Source organism: Fischerella major NIES-592, from assembly GCF_001904645.1.
GTDB lineage: Bacteria > Cyanobacteriota > Cyanobacteriia > Cyanobacteriales > Nostocaceae > Fischerella > Fischerella thermalis.
Genome location: NZ_MRCA01000008.1, coordinates 157,209 through 176,952, shown reverse-complemented (window position 1 = coordinate 176,952; position 19,744 = coordinate 157,209). Strand labels below are relative to the sequence as shown.

Below are 19,744 nucleotides of genomic sequence, written 5' to 3'. Positions count from 1 at the left end.
GCCTCTTGACTACAATGTAATATAAATGTAGTATAAACTTCCGGAGCTAAAGGCTCATGCTCTTGGACAGTGTGCATCATGGCTAACTTTAGAGATATTCTCAATTACTTTCGTCCTTACTGGGGGCTAAGTATTTTCAGTATTGCAACTACCAGTGTTTACGAGATTATCGATTTGGTCGTACCCTATGCGATCGGGCAAATTTTAAATGTGTTGTCTAATCAACCGTTAGATAAGCCACTGATAACAGCGATCGCCACAGTTGCAAACGTTATCAATTACCCAGTCAATCAATTTCTATCTTTGGGTGTATTGCTGGGTTTAATTTTTCTTGTGACCGTGGTGAGAGCGCCGACACAACCTTGGTTAGCTAATTGGTTTCATTGGGATATTGCCTTAAGGGCGCGTCGAGATCAACATCAAAAAGCGATTGAAAAGATTCTCACTTTACCCTTGGAATTTTATGACGAAAATAACCCTGGACGCATTGCTGGACGAGTAGCTAGAGGTGTCGCCAACCACACTTGGACTTATCCCGAAATTGCCGGACAGATGATTCCCAAGCTGTTTAGGGTGTTAGGAATTTTTGTATTTATCTGGTTTGTGGAGTGGCGAATCGCGATTTTGTATTTAATTTCCTTTGTGGTTATTCTTGGTTTTACCTTGAGAAAGTTAAAGCGCCTAGTTTGGCATGATAACCGCTTGGATAAGTACTCTGAAGGAACGGAAAGTCGGACTTCGGAAATTATCAGTAACATTAAAACAGTAAAAGCATTTGCCACAGAAGCAAAAGAATTAGAACGGCAAAAAGTCCGTTTAGAACGTGAATTAACTGTTGTGGATTATCGTATCCACAAAGGTTACGTGAGGCTGAATACGTGGCAAAGAACTGTGATTCAGTTTTGTGTGTTCACAATCTTAGGTTTGACGCTAGTGGAAACTGTAGCTGGTAGGATTTCTCTTGGTCACTTTATCATGACTCTAACTCTTTCCAGCATGGCTTATGCGGAGTTGGAACCAATTAGCGTGTTAGCGGAAATTTTTGCCCGTCGCTACAGTTCTATGGTGCGGTTTCACGAGTTTCTACAAGAACCATCAGGAGTTGATGCGGTTGGTCTTTTAGAAAAACGACAACCAGATTCTGCTTATCAATTTACAGGAAAAGTAGAGTTTTCCCACGTTAGTTTTGGCTACGAACCTCAGCGTCCAGTTTTACAAGACATCAATCTCTTGATTGAACCATATCAAACAGTGGCATTGGTAGGAAGGTCTGGTTCGGGTAAATCTACTTTGGTGAAATTACTATTGCGCTATTTTGAACCAAATCAAGGTCAAATTCTGATTGATGGTCAAGATATTCGTACTCTGGATGTGGGGAATTATCGCCGGAGACTAGCGATAGTTCACCAAGAAGTAGATGTATTTAACGGAACTGTCTTGGATAATCTCAAGTATGGTAGACCAGATGTCACCTTTGACCAAGTTGAAGAAGCCTGTAAAATTGCCAGACTTGATGAAGTCATCCAACATCTACCCCAAGGTTATTACACTGTTGTAGGGGAAAGAGGTGTAAGGTTATCTGGTGGACAAAGACAGCGCCTGGGAATTGCTAGGGCGTTACTAGTAGAACCAGATGTGTTGATTTTTGACGAAGCTACTTCTAGCTTAGATTATGAGTCGGAACGTTCGATTCAATTGGCGATGCGATCGCTCCAAGGAACTCGTACTACGATTGTGATTGCCCACCGCCTGAGTACAGTCCGGGAAGCAGATCAGATTGTGGTTTTAGATCAAGGCAAAATCATAGAAGTAGGTAATCACGAAGAACTTCTGCGTCATGGTGGTATTTACCATCGCTTACACGCACTACAAGAGACCGGTGAATTACTGAGTTAGTGGTTGATTGTTGATGGTTGGTGGTTGGTGGTTGTACCAGACGTACCATGGCACGTCTCTACATTGGTTAGTAGTTAGTTGTTTTAATACTCCCCACACTCCTCACACTCTCCATCACACTTCCCCACCTCTCCATCTTTCTCTTGACTAATGACCAATGACCAATGGCAATTGACCAACCTAATTTTTTTGAAAAAAAGCTTGGAAATTCTAAAAGCTTGTGCTAATATTTTTAATCGTGGGTCTCACGGGTCGGTGTCCGAGTGGTTAATGGAGACGGACTGTAAATCCGTTGGCTAGCGCCTACGCTGGTTCAAATCCAGCCCGGCCCACCTCTCAAAAATTAAAAATGTAAAATTAAATATTTAGTTTTACATTTTTAGTTACATAAATTTTGCCCGTGTAGCTCAGTGGTAGAGCACACCCTTGGTAAGGGTGAGGTCACGAGTTCAATCCTCGTCACGGGCTTTTTACTTTTACTATAATCTTTTACCTGAAACTCTTGAATATCAAGGGTTTCAGTTTTTATATATGAAAGGGATGCTATTAATTATGACTATTTTTTGAATATCAGTCTTGTCTTTTGACTATCATTTGACTATAATAGAGTACACCTTAGGATAGTCAAAATTTCACATGGATGTAACACAGAAAGCTACCAGAGGTTCAGTTGGTATTGAATCTTTCCGCGATCGCTTAAGGATTAGATTACCTAGAGAACTTTACAGTGGCAAACAAAAGTACTTGGGGCTTAGTTTAGCTGACACTCCCGAAAATCGACAGATCGCAGAACAAAAAGTACATCAAATAGAACAAGATATTAGAACTGGATGCTTTGATGAAACACTGGCTAAGTACAAACCTCACAGACATTTATCTATAGTTAAACCAGAGGAACCATACACAGTATTAACAATATCGGAATTATGGGATAGGTATATTGACTGCAAGCGTCAAACTTTAAAACCTAGAACCCTAGATAAACTATCTGTTCTTGAAAAACACATAAAACGCTGTCCTTATCAATCATTAGACGAAGGCGTCAAAATTAGGATTTCGCTGTTACAACAAACTACTAATTCCCAAGCTAAAGATGTACTTATGTATCTTTCAGCTGCTTGTAAGTGGGGTATGAAACATGGTTTAGTTGCTTTTAATCCTTTTGAAGGAATGTATAAAGAACTTCCCAAGCATAAATGGCAAGAGGATTCACAACCGAATGCATTCAGCGAAGCAGAAAAAGAAAAGATTATTCACGCTTTTAAAAATCACAAACCAACAAAAGGTATCGGCTATAGTCACTATGCACCATTTGTAGAGTTTTTGTTTTTAACAGGATGCAGACCATCAGAAGCAATTGGTCTGCAATGGAAGCATATTACATCAGATTGCTCTAGGATTTATTTTGAAAGTGCATTAGTTCAGGTAGGAAATGGTGAAAGAGTGAGAGTGAATGGTTCTAAAAATAATAAAAAGCGCGTTTTTAACTGTAATCAACGACTACAGCAATTATTATTAGAAATTAAGCCGAAAAATCCTGAACCAGAGTCATTAGTTTTTCTTTCTCCCGAAGGATTGTCAATTCATTACAGAAACTTTTCTCGCCGCGCTTGGGATAAAATCGTTGACCCGATCGCAGGACGTAAAACAACTCCTTACTCATGCCGTGATACTTTTATTTCTGAACAAATTGCTAAGGGTGTCCCTACTGCTGTAGTTGCAAAGTGGTGTGATAATTCTGTGGAGATGATTGAAAAAAAGTATCTAGATTCTAATTTTTTAGAACAAATAAAACCGTTGTAGCTGATCATTGAGTGGAACTATAGGCAATACCAGTAGCACTATATCCATCTTCTCGCTGCACAACAGTATCTTGAGTACGAAGTTCGATTTCTGTAGCACCATTAGGATTAAATCGGGCGTAATAATCGAAATTTCCTTTACCTAGATAGCTTGTCCAATTATCATCAGAACTTCTCTTGGGAGCTATATGTGTGGGAATATTATAAACACTCAAACTAGGGTTCTGTTTATTGTAGAGGTTCATCAATAGTTGTCCATTGCGACGGAAGACTCTGACGGTTTGAGTATTGGTTTGAAATGCTAGCAAGGTTTCTTCGTTGACTTCAGCATTATTTGGCTGAGTTGTGGCAAGAATTTGTCCTGTCTGCTGAATCACGCCACCACGAGAATTTACCAGCTTGAGAGTGCATCTACCATCAGAAAAAAATCTCACAGTAGTTACAGTTTCACCCTCTGATTTATATGAGATACTACCATCAATATTGCTTAACCGCGTAGCTAGGGAATTTTGCAAGTTTTTTGTGTTTGGAGGCTGACCCTGCAAAGTCATGTAGGGTTGTCCTTGCTGCCACTGTATGTATGCAGTATAGCCCTGTCCATCACAGATAATATCACTTTGTCCAGTGGTGACTTTCTGTCCTTTTTCCTCCATTGTCACGCTTCCATTTGTGCTTTTGACATGTAGGGAACATTTGCCATCAGAGAAAAACGTTACTGTCGTTGTCGTTTCTCCTCCCGAGATGTAAGAAATACTGCCATCTTTATTACTTACCCATGTAGCTGGTGCATCATTCAGGTGTTTTTTACCCGGAGGTTTACTCTCAAAATTTATCAGGGGTTGTCCTTGTTTCCAACTGATATCTGCAATATTTAATTGTCCTTCACAGGTGATATTTTGTCCCACAGCCTGAGACAGCTTTGCATCCATATGGGTGACAGAATTTAGGGCTATGGTTGCATTAGATGCAATTTTTGACCAAGCAGGCGATACCTCAGCACTTAGCAGGACTAAAGTAACTAATGTTGTTGTAAATATGCGTATCATAATCAGTGGATTCAAGCACAGAGAGTCAATTACTGCCTCATAGATTTGTCAAGCTATTTTGACAGGTTCCGAAATTCAAGAATTCGGAATTAGAAATGGAAATTACTGGTCTTTCTATAAGTTTTTGATCTCGGGATGCTAATTTAATTAATTAGCGATCGCAGCTTGCACCTTGGATAACAAAACTCTTATTGGAAATGAAATGATTTTCCAATGGCTATATATTAACCTGTATGAAAAACTCGTTAGTTTCGCAAATTCCGCTTGGCAAAACTCATGTTATAATTTAATGACATAGAACCTAATAACTAGCTATTTAAGTTTCTTTGAAAAGACAAAAAGTTCTTGAATTGACTGATCATTGGCTTTTCTGCTAATAAAAGTTAGTTCTTGTTAAAAGAACATTATCATACGTTATTAAGTTTTTATTAAAATATTTTAATTTAATTAGCTTATAGTTATATAAAAACAAGAAATTATTTCTTATGATATAGCAGTCCTATTTGATGTTAAAAATCCAAATACCCAGATCCCTGACTTATTAAAGAAGTATTCGTTACTACCTTTGACCTCAATTAAGTTTCTGTTTGATGTTGGATTTTTGAGTTGCGATCGCCTGACCAAATAAACACCTGAAAATCTTGCCCTACAATAATTCTAAAATTACCCGATATTTTTGAACTTCCTGGGGAATGTGGGATAAAAATCAACACTCAAAAAATAAAAATTACTTGTAAGTCCCACTTTTGCGGTTGACGAATAATTTTTACTTGACGAATGAATTCGCGAAAATAAAATCGTCGTTCTGCTTCGGATAAATCCAACCAAAATTGAGGGATGGAAACTGCTACTGCAACAGAACGCAAGTTTACTGGTGGTAAAGTTGCTAACTTTGCTTGCAGTGTAGATATTTCTGTGCGGAGTTTGTATGCTCTGAATTTGGCTGTTTCTGCATCTAGTACCCCAGTTTCGACTAAAGCTGGTAATTGTGTGAGTATTTCTTGCTGACGAGCGATCGCATCTCCTAAGCTATCCTTAACTGCATCCAATTGAGGAGAATTCATGTTGTCCACCGCTATAGGTAAATCCCGGCAAACAGCTTGAATAGTATGATCTAATACTTCTTGATAAGGAATAGCCCGACACTTGGGCTGTTTTATACAGCTAATTGGACGTAAATAGAGATACTCTTTGTCTTGGTTGCGAATAGTAACGCGAGCAACACCCATAGGTGATTGACATTCGCCACAGACAACCAACCCTGCTAGAGAACGCGGCGCACTCGCAGTCCGCGATGGTAAACGACTGTTACGACGTAAAAGCCTGTCAACTTGCGCTGCTTCTTCCTGAGAAAGGATAGGGGGGTGGGTATTGGCAAGAATTTCTCCATTTTGATAAGCAGTATTGCCACGATAAACTGGATTAGTCAACCAGCGACGTCCTGTGGTAACAGAAATTTTTTTACCGTATTTTTTCGCGAGATAACGCACTGCTCCCCGCAGGGAACCATAAAGCAGAAACTGTTCAAAAAAATCTTTCACTACAGGAGAAGTACTACGGTCAAGAATGTACTTATCTTTACCTCTACGATAACCATAGGGCGCTTTTCCAGGAGGGGGAGCAGCATCTAAACGGTTGCGGGCGTGACCTTGACGGATACGGCGACTGTGTTGCTGTCTTTGAATTTGATGTAGCAATTGCAACAAATTAGCATGAAGATTAGGAGATTTCTCAGCAGAATTGTAACCTTGCTCCACTGCAACCAGCGTTATCCCCATTGCTTCGATTTGCGAAAGGCGATCGCTCACTTCCTCAACGTTATCCCCCAATTCGTCTAGACGGCGGACAAGGACATAATCAGGCGGATCGTTTTGACAGTCAATTAGTAACTTTTGTAACTCCGTGCGCTGTCCTAAATCTTGATACACTCTATCTATATCCCATCCCCAAGTCTGAGGATCGGCAGCAGTTTCTAGTAAAGGATCGCTGTAGGTGTAAGCAACAATTCTCATCAAATAAGAGTTGGTTGTTGGTTGTTGGTTGTTGTACCAGACATGCCATCGCACGTCTCTACATCGGTTAGTAGTTAGTGTTTAGTAGTTAGTAGTTTACTACTCCTCACAGCCCTCACCCCTGACTCAACTCAATCACATTTCCATCCGGATCTTGGGTAAAAACAGCAGGGCGACCAGAAGCACTGGGTTGTATTAGACAGTTATAATTTAATAGCTGCTGTTTAGCGGCATCTAAGTCGGAAACTAAAAAAGCAACGTGGGGATTGCGTCCCCATTTTTCATTTTTGGCTTCATCCTGCACGCTGGGCGCTACGATCAGGTGAATTTGATACTCGCCAACTTGATACCAAGTGCCAGGGAATTTCATCGGACGTTCTACCTTGGGTAATCCCAACACAGTGCCATAAAAATGTTCGGAACGTTCTAAGTCAGTTACAAGAATGGCTGTATGAAGACACTGGGTAATCTGCATATAGGGGATAGGGGATAGGGGATAGGGGATAGGGGGACAAAGGGGACAAGGGAGACAAGGGGGACAAGGGAAATATCACACTCCCTATCACCCCACCTCCAGATCCCCTCTACGCAGGTACAATAAATTTCTCGCTACCTGCTAGTCCAAATGCTGCATGAATAACTTGTAGTGCCTTCACACCTTCTTCTTGGGCGACTACACAACTAATTTTGATTTCTGAAGTGGCTATCATTTGAATGTTAATATTATGCTGCGCTAGGGCTTCAAACATTTTTGCAGCAACGCCTGGTTGTCCTACCATGCCAGCACCAACGATACTGACTTTGGCGATCGCTTGATCTAAGGCTACTTCACCCCAACCATATTCGTCTGCTTTGGCTTGCAACATTTTCTGTGCTGCTTCTGCATCCATCCGCGCCACAGTAAAAGCAATATCGCGCATCGGCACACCATTAACTATATGACAGCGTTGGGACTGAATGATCATGTCCACACTAATATTGTTGTCTGCCAAAAGTCCAAACAGTTTTCCTGCTGTTCCTGGACGATCTTGAACTTGGCGAATCGCTAGACGTGCTTGGTTCATATCGAGGGCGACACCGCGTACGGGAGTGTGAGGGGTGTGTAGACGCGTAGCGGCTTCCCGTAAGGGTGGAGTGTGAGGGGTGTGAGGAGTGTCTAAATCGAACGCTTCCTTAAGGGCGGCGACGGCGCGATCGCATTCTTGGGCAGCAATTACGCAGCTGACTTTAATTTCACTGGTAGAAATCATTTGGATATTCACGCCTGCTGCTGCTAGGGTGGCGAACATTTTGGCGGCGACTCCGGGACGTCCGATCATTCCTGCACCAGCAATACTGACTTTAGCTATATTTTGCTGCACCATCACCTCAGCTTCTTCATTTGGGCTACTCTTGTGACTGCGGAGAACAGGAGCAATGGCAGCAGCTACGGCTTCGGCTTTTGGTAATATTGGTGTAAATACGGTAAAAGCGATGTCGTTTGTATTACCTTCATGAATTGATTGGATAATCAAATCTACATCTACATCCTGACGAGCAATTTCTCCAAATAGCCGTGCTGCTACACCTGGTCGATCGGGAACACGTAATAAGGCTACCTTGGCTTGGTCAGTATCAGATTCAACACTATCTACCGGACGTGCAATTTCTAAATTGATCAGCGATCGCTCCTTGACTGGGGGTGAAGTTACCCAAGTGCCGGGATCATCTGTCCAGCTAGAACGTACAACCAAAGGTACACCGTAGTTACGGGCAATTTCCACAGCGCGCGGATGCAAGACTTTTGCCCCTAAACTGGCGAGTTCTAGCATTTCATCGCAGGTGATTTCGCTCATCAACTGCGCCTCAGGAACTAGACGGGGATCGGTAGTGAGAATTCCTGGCACATCGGTATAAATTTCACAAAAATCTGCCTTTAGAGCAGCTGCGATCGCCACAGCAGAAGTATCTGAACCGCCTCTTCCTAAGGTAGTAATTTCTAATGCATCGGTTCTGCTAATACCTTGAAAACCAGCAACAACAACAACTTTGCCTTCTTGGAGATGCTTGGTGAGCCTTTCTGTTTGAATATGTAAAATCCGAGCCCGGGTGTGTTCAGCTTCGGTGACAATTCCTACCTGAGCGCCAGTCAGAGAAATTGCTGGTTGTCCTAGCTCTTGCAATGCCATACTCACTAGAGCAATAGATACCTGCTCACCTGTAGAAAGCAACATATCCATTTCCCGACGGCAAGGATTTTTAGAGATTTCCGCAGCTAATTTTACGAGTCCATCAGTGGTTTTGCCCATCGCCGAAACCACCACCACTATGGAATTTCCTGCTTTTGCAGTGTTAGAAACGCGTTGTGCAACACAGACAATGCGTTCAACGGAACCGACAGATGTACCACCGAATTTCTGAACTATGAGCGACATAACTTTTACTAAATGAATTTTGCTTGCTTTATCAACACCCGCACTGCATGAGTAAGTTGGTAAGGCTCTGGAAGTATATTAATTTAACAACTTATCAGAATTAGCTGACACAAAAAATGTCAAATTTAAACTTCTTTGATAATAGTTGCTGGAGAAACACAGTTAGCTTATGCCCTACAAAGGATTATGGCTCAAATCAATCAAGTGGATTTTTTGGTATATTTTATAACTTATTAAATACTTTGTGTTTTAGTGTCTTGGTGGTTCAAAGATTATCTTTTTCACCACTAAGACACTAAGACACCAAGAAAAATTCATTTCAATACTTACAGCTTAATATAGCTCCTAGAAGTATAGATATGTTGGCGACAGTTGCTGAATATATACAAGAGATTTCTGGGGAATCAAGTAAAGCTGCAATGCAATTAGTTTTAACAAATATCAATGACCTAGTGAAATTAAAGTTACCTTATGCATACTATACTGCTGCATCTCCAAATATTACTTGAAACTGATTACAAAGATTACATTTTTCGCATATTTCTAATTTCTGGATTAAAGTCATAGGAAAATTTGGTGCTGTCGTCGTAACAAGCTCCTGTTAAATTTGCTCCAAATAGTTTGGTATAGCGTAGTTTAGCTCCGCGTAGATTCGCTTCGATCAATTTTGCACCACTGAGGTTAGCTCTGGTTAAGTTTGCTTTGGCTAGGTTTGCTCCACCTAAATTAGAACCCCATAGTTTAGCTTTAGCCAGGTTAGCACCACTCAAGTCTGCTGCATACAAATTGATGCCAACTAGGTTTGCTCCTATCAACTTAGCTCCTGCTAAATTGACAGCAGTAAAATCTCTTTCTCCAGCAGCGTAACGCCGTATTAATTCATCGGCATCCATAATTGTTTCACCTTCATCAGTAAATCAGAAGCAATTTGTTCCCATTCTTGATCAAGTCCAGCGTGAAATTCCGGCTTACTACTACGTCTATACCAGTAACGGGCATTGCTCAAATCACCTTCTTTTCTATGCAAGTATGCATGAACCCAAGCACTATCAAGATCATTGGCATTTTGAACGATTTCATGCGCTCTATCCCAATTACCTTTATAGTCAAACCACAAAGCTTGTAGGGGTTTTGGTAAGGAATCGCGGCATTTTTGCTGTTTTTCTATTAATTGCTTGAATTCTTCTAGCGTCATCATTTTTACTCATCCAGTATCAAGCTTCTATTTACCACTCTACCAATGAGTTGTGGCGATCGCATGTGAGTATGAATTGAAATTTGGATTAGTACTAGTATAAAAAGGTAGGGAATTCTTAACAGCGAAACAATGTGTTGTAATTAATTCTGTTTAGCCACTTATAAATATCTACCAAAACCTGACCCTACTAACTAATGTAGAGACGCGCCATGGCACGTCTCTACAACAACTAACAACTAACAACTAACAACCAACAACCAACTATGAATGATTGGCTGAGTCAGAACCGTTCTGTTTTTCAACTAGCACAAATTATTGCTTGGGCAGCTAATCACCCAATTATCAGTTTCATCATTCTATTATTTGTCCTAGCTATACTTGCCAGTATTATGCAAGCAATTGGGCGTTTGGTTGAAGTAGTTAGTAAATCTATATTACAAATTCCTTTGAAGTTAATTTTAGCTGTTGTTAAGTTTAGTTTTTTATCATTTAATCAAATTGGTAGTGTGGCAATCAAAAAGTTAACTAATTCTCAGAAATACGACCATGATTTACCTGTTTTACCAGCAGCAAACTCTCAACTGATGCACATTCAAAAGCAACAAAGATTAGAAGAGATTTGCCAACGGCTAGCTGAAATTCACAAGGAACAACAGGAACTTTTGCAAGAAGCCACAGAACTTTTAGCTAAATCGGAGATTAAAAGCGAACAGGAGATAATTGGCAAATAATTTCGTCTTCTTTGCCACTTAAATAATTCGTAAAGCGTTGAGCTAAAGGTGGGACAATTACTAAGGGGTTGCTAAATCCAGAAAATATGTAGATTCCATGATATTCGGGAATAGCACCGATTACCGGAAGGCGATCGCTACTAAATGCCACTAAACAATGATGCCAAGTTCCTGGTAAACTAGACAATACTGGTAATATTTCTCCTATACTCCGCCTCAGCCAGCTTTCACTTATTTTTCCATCTATCTCAGCATTTGGCTCGGTGAGAACACGGCTAATTTGACCCAAGCGTATACTACGATCTTGAAACTGAATTGCACCCGCATCTAAAATTGGTGCTGCTGGTTCATTTCCGGGTTCATTCCATAATTCATCAACTCTGCTAGATTCTGCTTCCAATTGAAAGCGTTGCAGATGAGCCGGCATTACTAAGGTACGCAATTGCACTTCTACGGGTGGAGTTTGGATCATCTCTGCATGGGTGAAATACAAACGTATGGGAATACCGGCTGCTTTTAGTAATTGTCGAGAAAATCCGCCAGCACAGACGATAAGGTTAGCGCTGTGATAAGTTTTTGTAGTTGTTTTGATAGTAGCTGAAGCATGGTTTGAGGTGAAGTTCTGTACTTGGGTAATTTCCATTTCACCTCCAAGCCGCAGAAATGCTTGAATGTAAGCTTGTGCTGTTTTTTCTGGGTTAATATGACCGTGTTTGACAGTTAAAGCGCCTGCGATCGCTTTTTTATTTAATAATGGTTCCATCTCCCATGCTTGATCAACACTAAGTAACTTGGGAGGAATCGCAAAATGACTATAGGACGCCGCAGCTACTTCTGGATCGCTATCATTAGCGATGGTTAATAATAAATCCAACTCCCGAAATTCAATATCAGTGTCTAACTCTTGCGCCAGAATGCGATAACGTGCTATTCCCTCATCACACAACTGACGCGTGAGGGGAGTTGTACCAGACCAAAAAGCTAAACCACCATAACTATAGCGAGTGGCATTGCCTAAGGTAGCATCTTGTTCTAACAAAAGTACTGAAAAGCCTGTTCTGACTAGTTCATAGGCAAGTGCAGCACCCGTAAAACCCGCACCAATCACAATCCAATCGTAGGTTTTCATCGTTTCGTTACAACTAAAGATGACTTAATCCAAGGATAAGCCGACTTTAGTCAACTTAAGTTATTGCCCCCAAATTTATTTAAGGGCGAGATGTTAAGTGCGCCCTTGAGATTATAGGAAAAAACGAACACAGATGTACACAGATGCACACCGATAAAGTTGTAATTGATCTAAAGGAGAAGGTCTATATATTTTTTATTTCATAATATTTACTGGCTTATTTCCCCTACGTTTTGCTTTCAGAGCAATGGCAGCTAAGATAAAAAATAAAGCTGAACCCAAATAGGTTGAAGGTTCAGGTGCTGCTACTTTTACTTGGCTTTTTCTTACTGCTACTAAAGTGAGATTTGTTTTATTCTCAAAAGAGCGTTTATAAGAGCCATTAATAATAGCTCTAGCTAGTTCTTCGTTTCCCACAAAATCAGATTCTTGAAATTCATTCAAAAAGCTAATATTTTGGCTGTTTTGATATGCGAGAAAATCATCATTTCCAGCAGTATTGACATTGCCAGTGAGTAAAAAGTAATCTAAAGGACTTATGCCAATACTTTGATTGCCAGAGATCACAGCAGCAATCAAATCTGAGATATTTGCTGGGTCAATATCACTCGTATCAAATAACAAAAATGAAATATCTCCAATTGATCTGGCACTTTCTGTTAGGGGGTCATCTATTGATGTTCCTAAATTTAAAGAAGCTGTGAAATCAAAAGAAAACAACTCTCCAGCATCAATGTCAAAATTACCAATAATTTTCCCCAGAGTATCTGCTGTTCCTAAATAACTTGTACCTTGACCACTAGCAAGACTCAAACCCACTTTAGTGTATGCTTGTGGCGGAGTAAACGTGAAATCTGTTTGTACTTGTTGATTGAGAGTTAATACTGTTGCATCTTCACTAAAAGTAGAGGCATTGGTGTTAGCCTGATTTTGTCTGTCAATGATTCCAAAACTTTCACTAAAATTGGTAAAATTTAATTCTTCTTGGGCAAAAGCTAGAGTAGCTGCTTGGCTAGGTGGGGTTGCTAAGATAGAACTAGCTATCATTGGAGTAATTACCATTAAACATTGCTTAGCAAATCCCAGATATCGCTTCATATTTTCCTCTTTAATTCCTTTTGGAATCTTAGTTAATTTTCCTGAATTTTTGAGTAATAACCAATACTACTACGTGCAATGGTTTAATTTCGCAAATTCTCAAAATCCTTTGGCGACTTTTACTTTTTAAGTAAAAATTAATGCTTGTCTATGTAGACTCTAAGTTTAGTAAAGATATTTTGAAATTAAAGTTGTGTAAGCACAGTAACTCAATAGGTAAGCCATGATACGTAATTTAATGTGAATTTTCAACCAAAAAACGCAACAAAATTGTAAATTTTAGGTAAATACTGCTGTAATCTCAGTTTATTTCGTCTAGCAAGCCTGTAGTTGTTCGCAGCTTGGCTTCTCGAGAGATAAAGGTAGGAAAATTCTTTGTGTCTTGGAGTCTTAGTGGTTGAAATTTTTCACCACAAAGACACAAAGGCACTAAGTATTTACTCTTAAGTTAGGCAAAATTTATGTGCGATCGCCATTTGAGAAATTAAGCCAATAGTTAGATCCATCCAGCTTTCGGCAACCTATAATCTACAAAAGTTGAAACCGAGAGATGAAACTGTGGATGCACTATTAGAGCGATCGCACCAACTCAAGCAAGCGTTAATTGATTTTATTTTGGATGCAGACGATGAACTAGCACAAGCGTTGGAAAGTTATGCAGCAAAGCAGTTGCGTCGTGGTTCTGGTGATATTATCCAACAAGAGTTATCAATAGACAGTTTTGCCATAGAAGGTAAAGTGGGGGACAATTCACCGCTGGATCTGTTTATCCAATCTCATCCGGAATTATCGGAAAGCGATCGCCAATTGCTCGATAGTTGGCATCGTAGTTTTATGGGTTTATTTGCGATCGTTAAAGTATTGGATGATGGCTTTGAGTTGATGAACTGGCTGACAGCTAAAAACTACATTGTAAAATTCAATAATGCTAAAATACAACGGGAAATGTCGCGGTTAAAAGAAGGAGAGATTTTACTGACTCGTATTTCTCCTGTCACAGAATCCTACTGGACATTTTCTGGCCCCTATACACAAATGGGGAAATTAGGTAAACCAAAGTTAGCGGTGGCTATTGGTAATTTTAAAGAAAATTACAAAAACCATCTTTACAGTGATGCACCCGATTTATTAGAAGAAGCTTGGCAGTCGGTAGTAAGATATCATGAACAATTTGTTGAGTTTTTTGGTAGTGATGAAGTCACAATGCCAGGCTACCAACTCAACAAAAAAATCGCTGAACTCCAGGAAATAAGTACAGAAAAAAGTTTAGCCGCAGCAGGAATTGATTCCTCAAAATCTCTTGCAGAAATTGCTCAAGAAGCAGGGGTTGATGAAGAGGAAATTGAAACCGCAGCAGCAGATTTGGGTGCTGACTCGAAAGTAGTATCACAATTGTTGAAGAGCAAAACTACCACAGCCAAAATGGTAGCATCAAAGGTAGAGTTGCCTGCTGAACTCAAAAAAGCAGAAGCAGTGACAGCTTTTTCTCATCCCCGTTGGGGACAGATGTTTTTACCAACCTACACTAAAATCAAGACTATTTTAGTGGCAGAAGATTGGCAGAGTATTGAAGGAGCCGAAAAGCTAATTCTCCACTATTTAGAGAGTAAAAATATCAATGCTTTTATCTGGTATCGCCTAGCAACAGAGTATCCAAATTCATTAGAAAAAATATTGCAAACAGTCCTACAGCGTCCAGACTTTAACTTGAAAAATGACTTAGATGCACTTTTGCAAGAATACGATAAACCTCTAGAACCAGAATTACCAGAAATAGCTAGCGTACCTGTACATCTACATAATTTATTCCAAGAGGCTTTAGGAGAAGTCCATAAATCTAAACCTAAAAGCAAGGGACAAAAGAAAGCAGCAAAAGGCTTTCAAACACTGTAAGCATTAAACCTACAACGACAAAAATTAGGTTTAAAATATCGAACACAGATAAACACAGATACACACCGATAATCTATCTGTGTGCATCGCCTTGCACGGTGTTCGATTTCTAAAATAATTATCTTCACCGCTTTAAATTCTATTCAGATATTAATAACAAAACGCCAAACAAGTGTACTATTATGTTTCCAACAATAAAGCAATAATCTTTTTATCTACTTCATGGCGACGGCTAGGTGACATTATTTCTAAAGTACCTTCTAAATATTTAAAGCGATAATGAGAAGTATTTTGGCAACTTTTTAATAATGTCTCATATATATCCCAGCTAATCCCATTCATGAGTAAAATTTGGTCATAATCAACGTTTTGTAATGCTGAGTGACTTGTTAATTCTTCCCATTGACTCAACTTTGCTAGTAAACCTAACATTGTCACTGCTCCAAAATCGCGAGAGTCAGATACCCAACTTCTTTGAGAAGTCGGGTATTTTATTTGTTCTATTTCCCGATCATAATGCTTCTTTTAGCCAAACTTTTTCCCCGTTATTTCATCAGTTCGCTTTTCCTCAGTCCGCGTAACGCCATCTACCAAATCAGGATCTAAAATCCGTTCACTCAACTTTGCCAAAATCGCCTGTCGTAACTGCTGATCATCAGGTAATTTCGCTAGAATTTCGTCAACAATCTGCTCAACCTGTGATTCTCTCCCATGATCTACCCATACCATTTGATGGATTTCCTGACCATCAGGACGAGTCATAGTAATCCGTTGGGCTTCAAAACCTTCTCCTTTGGCGGCGACTTCCTTTTGTAAAGCTTCCAAATTTTTAAATCGTCGCACCAAATCCGCTAAGTTCATCTCAAAGGCGATCGCATCATCATCTGTCCACGATTCCGCAGGTTTATCCGCCACAATCATCACCAAAGTTTCCAACCATTGAGAATCACTCTTGCTTTCATCTGATGTGGCACGAATAAAACGTTTTAGTATCAAGTTCTGTATCTCAACCAGCTTGACTTAATTTCGGTTCAACCATATATACAAAAGGTACTAAAGGTGCGATCGCTTCCGATCAAACTTAGGACTTACGCACAGTCTACCAACCTTGGCGTTTGAACAACAAAAGCGGGTGATGGGACTCGAACCCACGACGTTCACCTTGGGAAGGTGACATTCTACCACTGAATTACACCCGCGCCTAGCATTTAGCATAAATCAAGCTAAATGCCATTATACTACTATTTTCTGATTGAGTACTGATGTGGTGGATCTTCGCTGGAAGATGGCATAATTACCACTTCATCCTCAACCACTACTGAACGCGGAGGTTTTTTCCCAAAGCCATACTTAACTGTATTGATCATCCAGGTTTGGAAATTATCAATGTAGCTGAACAGCACCGGAACAACCAGGAGTGTCAGCAAAGTAGAAGTTGTGAAGCCTCCCAAAATCGCAATCCCCATCGGTTGACGATATTCTGCACCCGCACCCACACCCAAAGCCAGGGGAAGCGTACCAGCAATAGTTGCTAGAGAAGTCATCATAATTGGGCGCAGACGCGAGACACCAGCTTCTATCAACGCCTGACGCTGAGTTTTCCCTTCTTGTAGGTTAATAATCGTGTAATCTACCAACAGAATTGAGTTTTTGGTCACAATCCCCAACAGCAACACAATACCAATCAGAGCATATAATCCCAAGGCTTTTTGGGCTATCAGCAAACCTATGAGTGTACCTCCTAAACAGAAAGGCAATGCTGCCATGATCGTGACAGGATGCAAGAAGTTGTTATATAGCAGCACCAGAATTGCATAAATAAACATTAACGCCAGTGCCAATGCACCACCAAAGCGACCAAAAATTTCTGCCATGATTTTGGCATCACCAGAGTTTTGCAGTTTGACTCCCGGTGGCAAGTTTTTTAAAGCAGGTAGTGCAGTCACAGCTTGTAGCGCATCCCCCAAGGAAATACCTTGCAAGTTAGCTTCTAGAGAAACTTGGCGGGAACGATCATAGCGATTGATGGTTGCAGGACCACTACCAAAGCTGATATCTGCTACAGAGACTAGAGGAACCAAACTACCGTTTTGAGTCGGGACTTGGAGATTTTTGATCGTGTTGATATCTTCTCGCGCTTTGGGGTCAATTTGGACACGAATCGGAATTTGGCGATCGCTCAAATTAAACTTAGCTAAATTGGCATCATTATCTCCAATTGTTCCCAGAGAAGCAGTACGGGCAATTGCTTGCACAGTTACACCCAAATCTGCGGCGCGTTGCGGATCGGGAACGATGACAATTTCTGGTTTTACCAAACTTGCAGATGAAGATACTTCCACCAATCCGGGAACAGTCCGCATTTGCTTTTCTACTGCCTCAGCAGCTTGATTCAGTGCTTCAGGATTTTCACTTTGCAGCAGTATAGTTAAATCTTTACGACCACCAACCGCCCCTGCACTTTCAAAACTGATTTTAGCTCCCGGGACTTGTTGAAACTGGGGACGTATCTGTTGTTCAAACTCTAATTGAGAAATCTTTCGTCCTGCTTCTTTAGACTTGAGCTTAACAGAAAGGGTTGCCGAGTTCACCTGTTCTGAGGCAAACACTGATTCTACTAGTGGATTTTTGTTGATGATATTGGTAAGTTGGGTAACTACCTTATTGGTATCAGCCAAGGTAGAACCGGGAGGTAATTCTACATTCACGGTGGAAATACCGATGTCACCCCCATCTACTAATCCCTTGGGAATAAAGGGAACTAGCATTACACTACCAATAAAGAAAGCCAAGGCAATCCCCAAAGTCGTCAATTTATGACGTAACGACCATTGCAGAAGGGATTTGTAGGGTTGAAAGCGACGACGGGACGAGATAGGGACGGGGTTATGGGGAGAACTTAGGATTAAATTCTCCCGAGTTCCCAATCTCCCCACCTCCCCACCATGGAGTTGCTTTCCTTGCTTATCCTTCAACAAATACGCCCCCATCATTGGTGTCACCATCCGCGCTACCAAGGTAGAGAAAATGGTGGAAACAGCAACGGTAACACCAAAGGGTTGGAAAAACTGACCCGGAATACCACCCATGAAGGCGACGGGTAGAAATACAGCGATGATAGTTGCTGCACTGGCAATTACTGCTAAACCTACTTCATCGGATGAGTCAAAAGCAGCTTGCCAAGAGGATTTGCCCATTGCCATGTGCCGTTCCATGTTTTCAATTTCTACAACAGCATCATCGACTAAGTTACCTACTGCTAATGCTAATGCCAATAAGGTCATGCTGTTGAGGGTGTAACCCAAGGCATACTGCACAGCAAAGGTAGGAATCATGGACAGGGGTAAAGCTACTGCTGTAATTAATGTTGCCCGCCAATCACGTAAGAATAAAAGTATGACTATGACTGCAAGTACAGAAGCCTGAATTAGCTCCTCTATCGTACTTTTGTAGGATTGCCGGACAAAATCTGCTCTGGTAAAAATTAATTCCAGCTTGACGTCAGAGGGCAGTGTTTTCTCTAGCTCCTTGATGGCTGCTTTGACTCCTTCCTCTACAGTCACCATGACGCTGCCGGTACTACGCAACACCTGGAAGGCTACCACAGGTTTATTATCTAGGCGTGCGGTTTGTCGAACTTCAGCGTAGCTATCTTCTACAGTTCCCAAACTAGATAAGGGAACAGAACCACCATTAGGTAGGAGAATTTCATAGGTTTTCAACACATCCACACTCTTAGCACTACCTAAGGTACGGATACTTTGTTCGCTACCACCAACTTCGGCGCGTCCCCCTGGTAGGTTGATATTCAGGGCGCGAATTTGATCGTTGACCTGAGTAGCGGTAATCCCCAAAGATTGTAAACGGTCTGGGTCGAGGTTGACTCGGACTTCGCGGTCAACTCCCCCCACACGCTTAACTTGGGCTACTCCTCTGACGGCTAGCAAAGCGCGGCTAATGGTTTGGTCAACTAAGTAACTCAGTTCTTCTACGGAACGTTGGTCAGATTTCACCGCGTAGGACATGATTGGTCCACCGGAAAAATCTACACGTTCAACTATGGGGTCGTTGATGTCTTGGGGTAGATTTTGCCGAATTTGTGATACAGCATTGCGAACATCATTCGTAGCTCGGTCTGTATTTGTACCTAAGACAAAGGTAATTGTGGTCGTGGAATTACCATCGGTGACAGTGGATCGCAGTTCATCAATGTTGCCTAAACTGGCGATCGCATCCTCAATTTTTTTGGTGACTTGGAACTCTAGTTCCGCAGGTCCCGCCCCTGGTTGCGTAACTGTAACCCGCACTGTTGGTAAATCAATATTGGGGTTGATATCAATTCCCAAAGAATTAAATGAGAACCAACCAACCAGAGTCAAAATTAAAAATAAAACTATTGTGGGGACAGGTTTTTTAATTGACCAAGCAGAAATATTGAAGGACATAGATTATTGTTGATAGTTAGTAGTTAGTGGTTAGTAGTTAGTAGTTAGTAGTTAGTAGGTAGTGGGTAGAGACGCGATGT

Annotated in this window: 16 protein-coding genes and 3 tRNA genes; 7 read left to right on the top strand and 12 right to left on the bottom strand. The window is 40.9% G+C overall.

Annotated elements, in window-relative coordinates; genetic code table 11:
- Positions 1-78: 78 nt before the first annotated feature.
- From NIES592_RS15920 to NIES592_RS15905, 4 genes are all read left to right on the top strand, one after another.
- Positions 79-1,896 carry an ABC transporter ATP-binding protein gene (locus NIES592_RS15920; RefSeq protein ID WP_073556258.1) on the top strand — a complete coding sequence of 606 codons (1,818 nt, stop codon included), beginning with the start codon at positions 79-81 and terminating at the stop codon, positions 1,894-1,896.
- Positions 1,897-2,145: 249 nt separating this feature from the next.
- A tRNA-Tyr gene (locus NIES592_RS15915) sits at positions 2,146-2,228 on the top strand.
- A 64-nt stretch (positions 2,229-2,292) separates the two neighbouring features.
- Positions 2,293-2,364, top strand: a tRNA-Thr gene (locus NIES592_RS15910).
- A gap of 168 nt (positions 2,365-2,532) precedes the next feature.
- Positions 2,533-3,699, top strand: a complete 1,167-nt coding sequence (locus NIES592_RS15905; RefSeq protein WP_073556257.1) for a tyrosine-type recombinase/integrase — start codon at positions 2,533-2,535, stop codon at positions 3,697-3,699.
- Between the two features lie 4 nt (positions 3,700-3,703).
- Here NIES592_RS15905 and NIES592_RS15900 read toward each other — a convergent pair whose 3' ends face one another.
- The 4 genes from NIES592_RS15900 to NIES592_RS15885 all read right to left on the bottom strand — a co-directional run bounded on the left by NIES592_RS15900 (position 3,704) and on the right by NIES592_RS15885 (position 9,170).
- Positions 3,704-4,744 carry a hypothetical protein gene (locus tag NIES592_RS15900; protein ID WP_062247063.1) on the bottom strand — a complete coding sequence of 347 codons (1,041 nt, stop codon included), beginning with the start codon at positions 4,742-4,744 and terminating at the stop codon, positions 3,704-3,706.
- Between the two features lie 713 nt (positions 4,745-5,457).
- Positions 5,458-6,756 carry a recombinase family protein gene (locus NIES592_RS15895; RefSeq protein ID WP_073556256.1) on the bottom strand — a complete coding sequence of 433 codons (1,299 nt, stop codon included), beginning with the start codon at positions 6,754-6,756 and terminating at the stop codon, positions 5,458-5,460.
- 115 nt (positions 6,757-6,871) lie between these two features.
- Positions 6,872-7,231 (bottom strand): VOC family protein, encoded by a 360-nt coding sequence (locus NIES592_RS15890; RefSeq protein WP_062247059.1) that lies wholly within the window; start codon positions 7,229-7,231, stop codon positions 6,872-6,874.
- 109 nt (positions 7,232-7,340) lie between these two features.
- Positions 7,341-9,170 carry an aspartate kinase gene (locus tag NIES592_RS15885; protein WP_073556255.1) on the bottom strand — a complete coding sequence of 610 codons (1,830 nt, stop codon included), beginning with the start codon at positions 9,168-9,170 and terminating at the stop codon, positions 7,341-7,343.
- 359 nt (positions 9,171-9,529) lie between these two features.
- On the opposite strand from NIES592_RS15885, the gene NIES592_RS25275 reads away from it, so the two are divergent.
- Entirely contained in the window at positions 9,530-9,679 is a 150-nt protein-coding gene (locus NIES592_RS25275) for a hypothetical protein (RefSeq protein ID WP_178379561.1), read from the top strand.
- Between the two features lie 15 nt (positions 9,680-9,694).
- On the opposite strand, the gene NIES592_RS15880 is transcribed toward NIES592_RS25275, so the two are convergent.
- Entirely contained in the window at positions 9,695-10,063 is a 369-nt protein-coding gene (locus tag NIES592_RS15880; RefSeq protein WP_062247055.1) for a pentapeptide repeat-containing protein, read from the bottom strand.
- Entirely contained in the window at positions 10,045-10,365 is a 321-nt protein-coding gene (locus NIES592_RS15875; protein WP_178379563.1) for a hypothetical protein, read from the bottom strand. Before NIES592_RS15875 ends, NIES592_RS15880 begins: the two co-directional genes overlap by 19 nt.
- Positions 10,366-10,631: 266 nt before the next feature.
- Between NIES592_RS15875 and NIES592_RS15870 the strand changes: the two genes are divergently transcribed.
- On the top strand, positions 10,632-11,099 hold the full coding sequence (locus NIES592_RS15870) for a hypothetical protein (RefSeq protein WP_073556253.1): 468 nt from the start codon (positions 10,632-10,634) through the stop codon (positions 11,097-11,099).
- Here the strand turns inward: NIES592_RS15870 and NIES592_RS15865 are convergent.
- Both NIES592_RS15865 and NIES592_RS15860 read right to left on the bottom strand, forming a co-directional pair.
- Entirely contained in the window at positions 11,068-12,228 is a 1,161-nt protein-coding gene (locus NIES592_RS15865; RefSeq protein WP_073556252.1) for an NAD(P)/FAD-dependent oxidoreductase, read from the bottom strand. The genes NIES592_RS15870 and NIES592_RS15865 overlap by 32 nt on opposite strands.
- A 195-nt stretch (positions 12,229-12,423) precedes the next feature.
- On the bottom strand, positions 12,424-13,326 hold the full coding sequence (locus NIES592_RS15860) for a hypothetical protein (RefSeq protein ID WP_073556251.1): 903 nt from the start codon (positions 13,324-13,326) through the stop codon (positions 12,424-12,426).
- A 558-nt stretch (positions 13,327-13,884) separates the two neighbouring features.
- Between NIES592_RS15860 and NIES592_RS15855 the strand changes: the two genes are divergently transcribed.
- Entirely contained in the window at positions 13,885-15,219 is a 1,335-nt protein-coding gene (locus NIES592_RS15855; RefSeq protein WP_073556250.1) for a hypothetical protein, read from the top strand.
- A 180-nt stretch (positions 15,220-15,399) separates the two neighbouring features.
- Here NIES592_RS15855 and NIES592_RS15850 read toward each other — a convergent pair whose 3' ends face one another.
- From NIES592_RS15850 to NIES592_RS15835, 4 genes are all read right to left on the bottom strand, one after another.
- Positions 15,400-15,657, bottom strand: coding sequence for a hypothetical protein (locus tag NIES592_RS15850; protein WP_256678150.1), 258 nt, complete (start codon positions 15,655-15,657; stop codon positions 15,400-15,402).
- Between the two features lie 87 nt (positions 15,658-15,744).
- Positions 15,745-16,215, bottom strand: coding sequence for a hypothetical protein (locus NIES592_RS15845; protein WP_256678149.1), 471 nt, complete (start codon positions 16,213-16,215; stop codon positions 15,745-15,747).
- A 131-nt stretch (positions 16,216-16,346) separates the two neighbouring features.
- Positions 16,347-16,418: transfer RNA gene (locus NIES592_RS15840), tRNA-Gly, on the bottom strand.
- Between the two features lie 42 nt (positions 16,419-16,460).
- Positions 16,461-19,664, bottom strand: coding sequence for an efflux RND transporter permease subunit (locus NIES592_RS15835; protein WP_073556249.1), 3,204 nt, complete (start codon positions 19,662-19,664; stop codon positions 16,461-16,463).
- Positions 19,665-19,744: the final 80 nt, after the last annotated feature.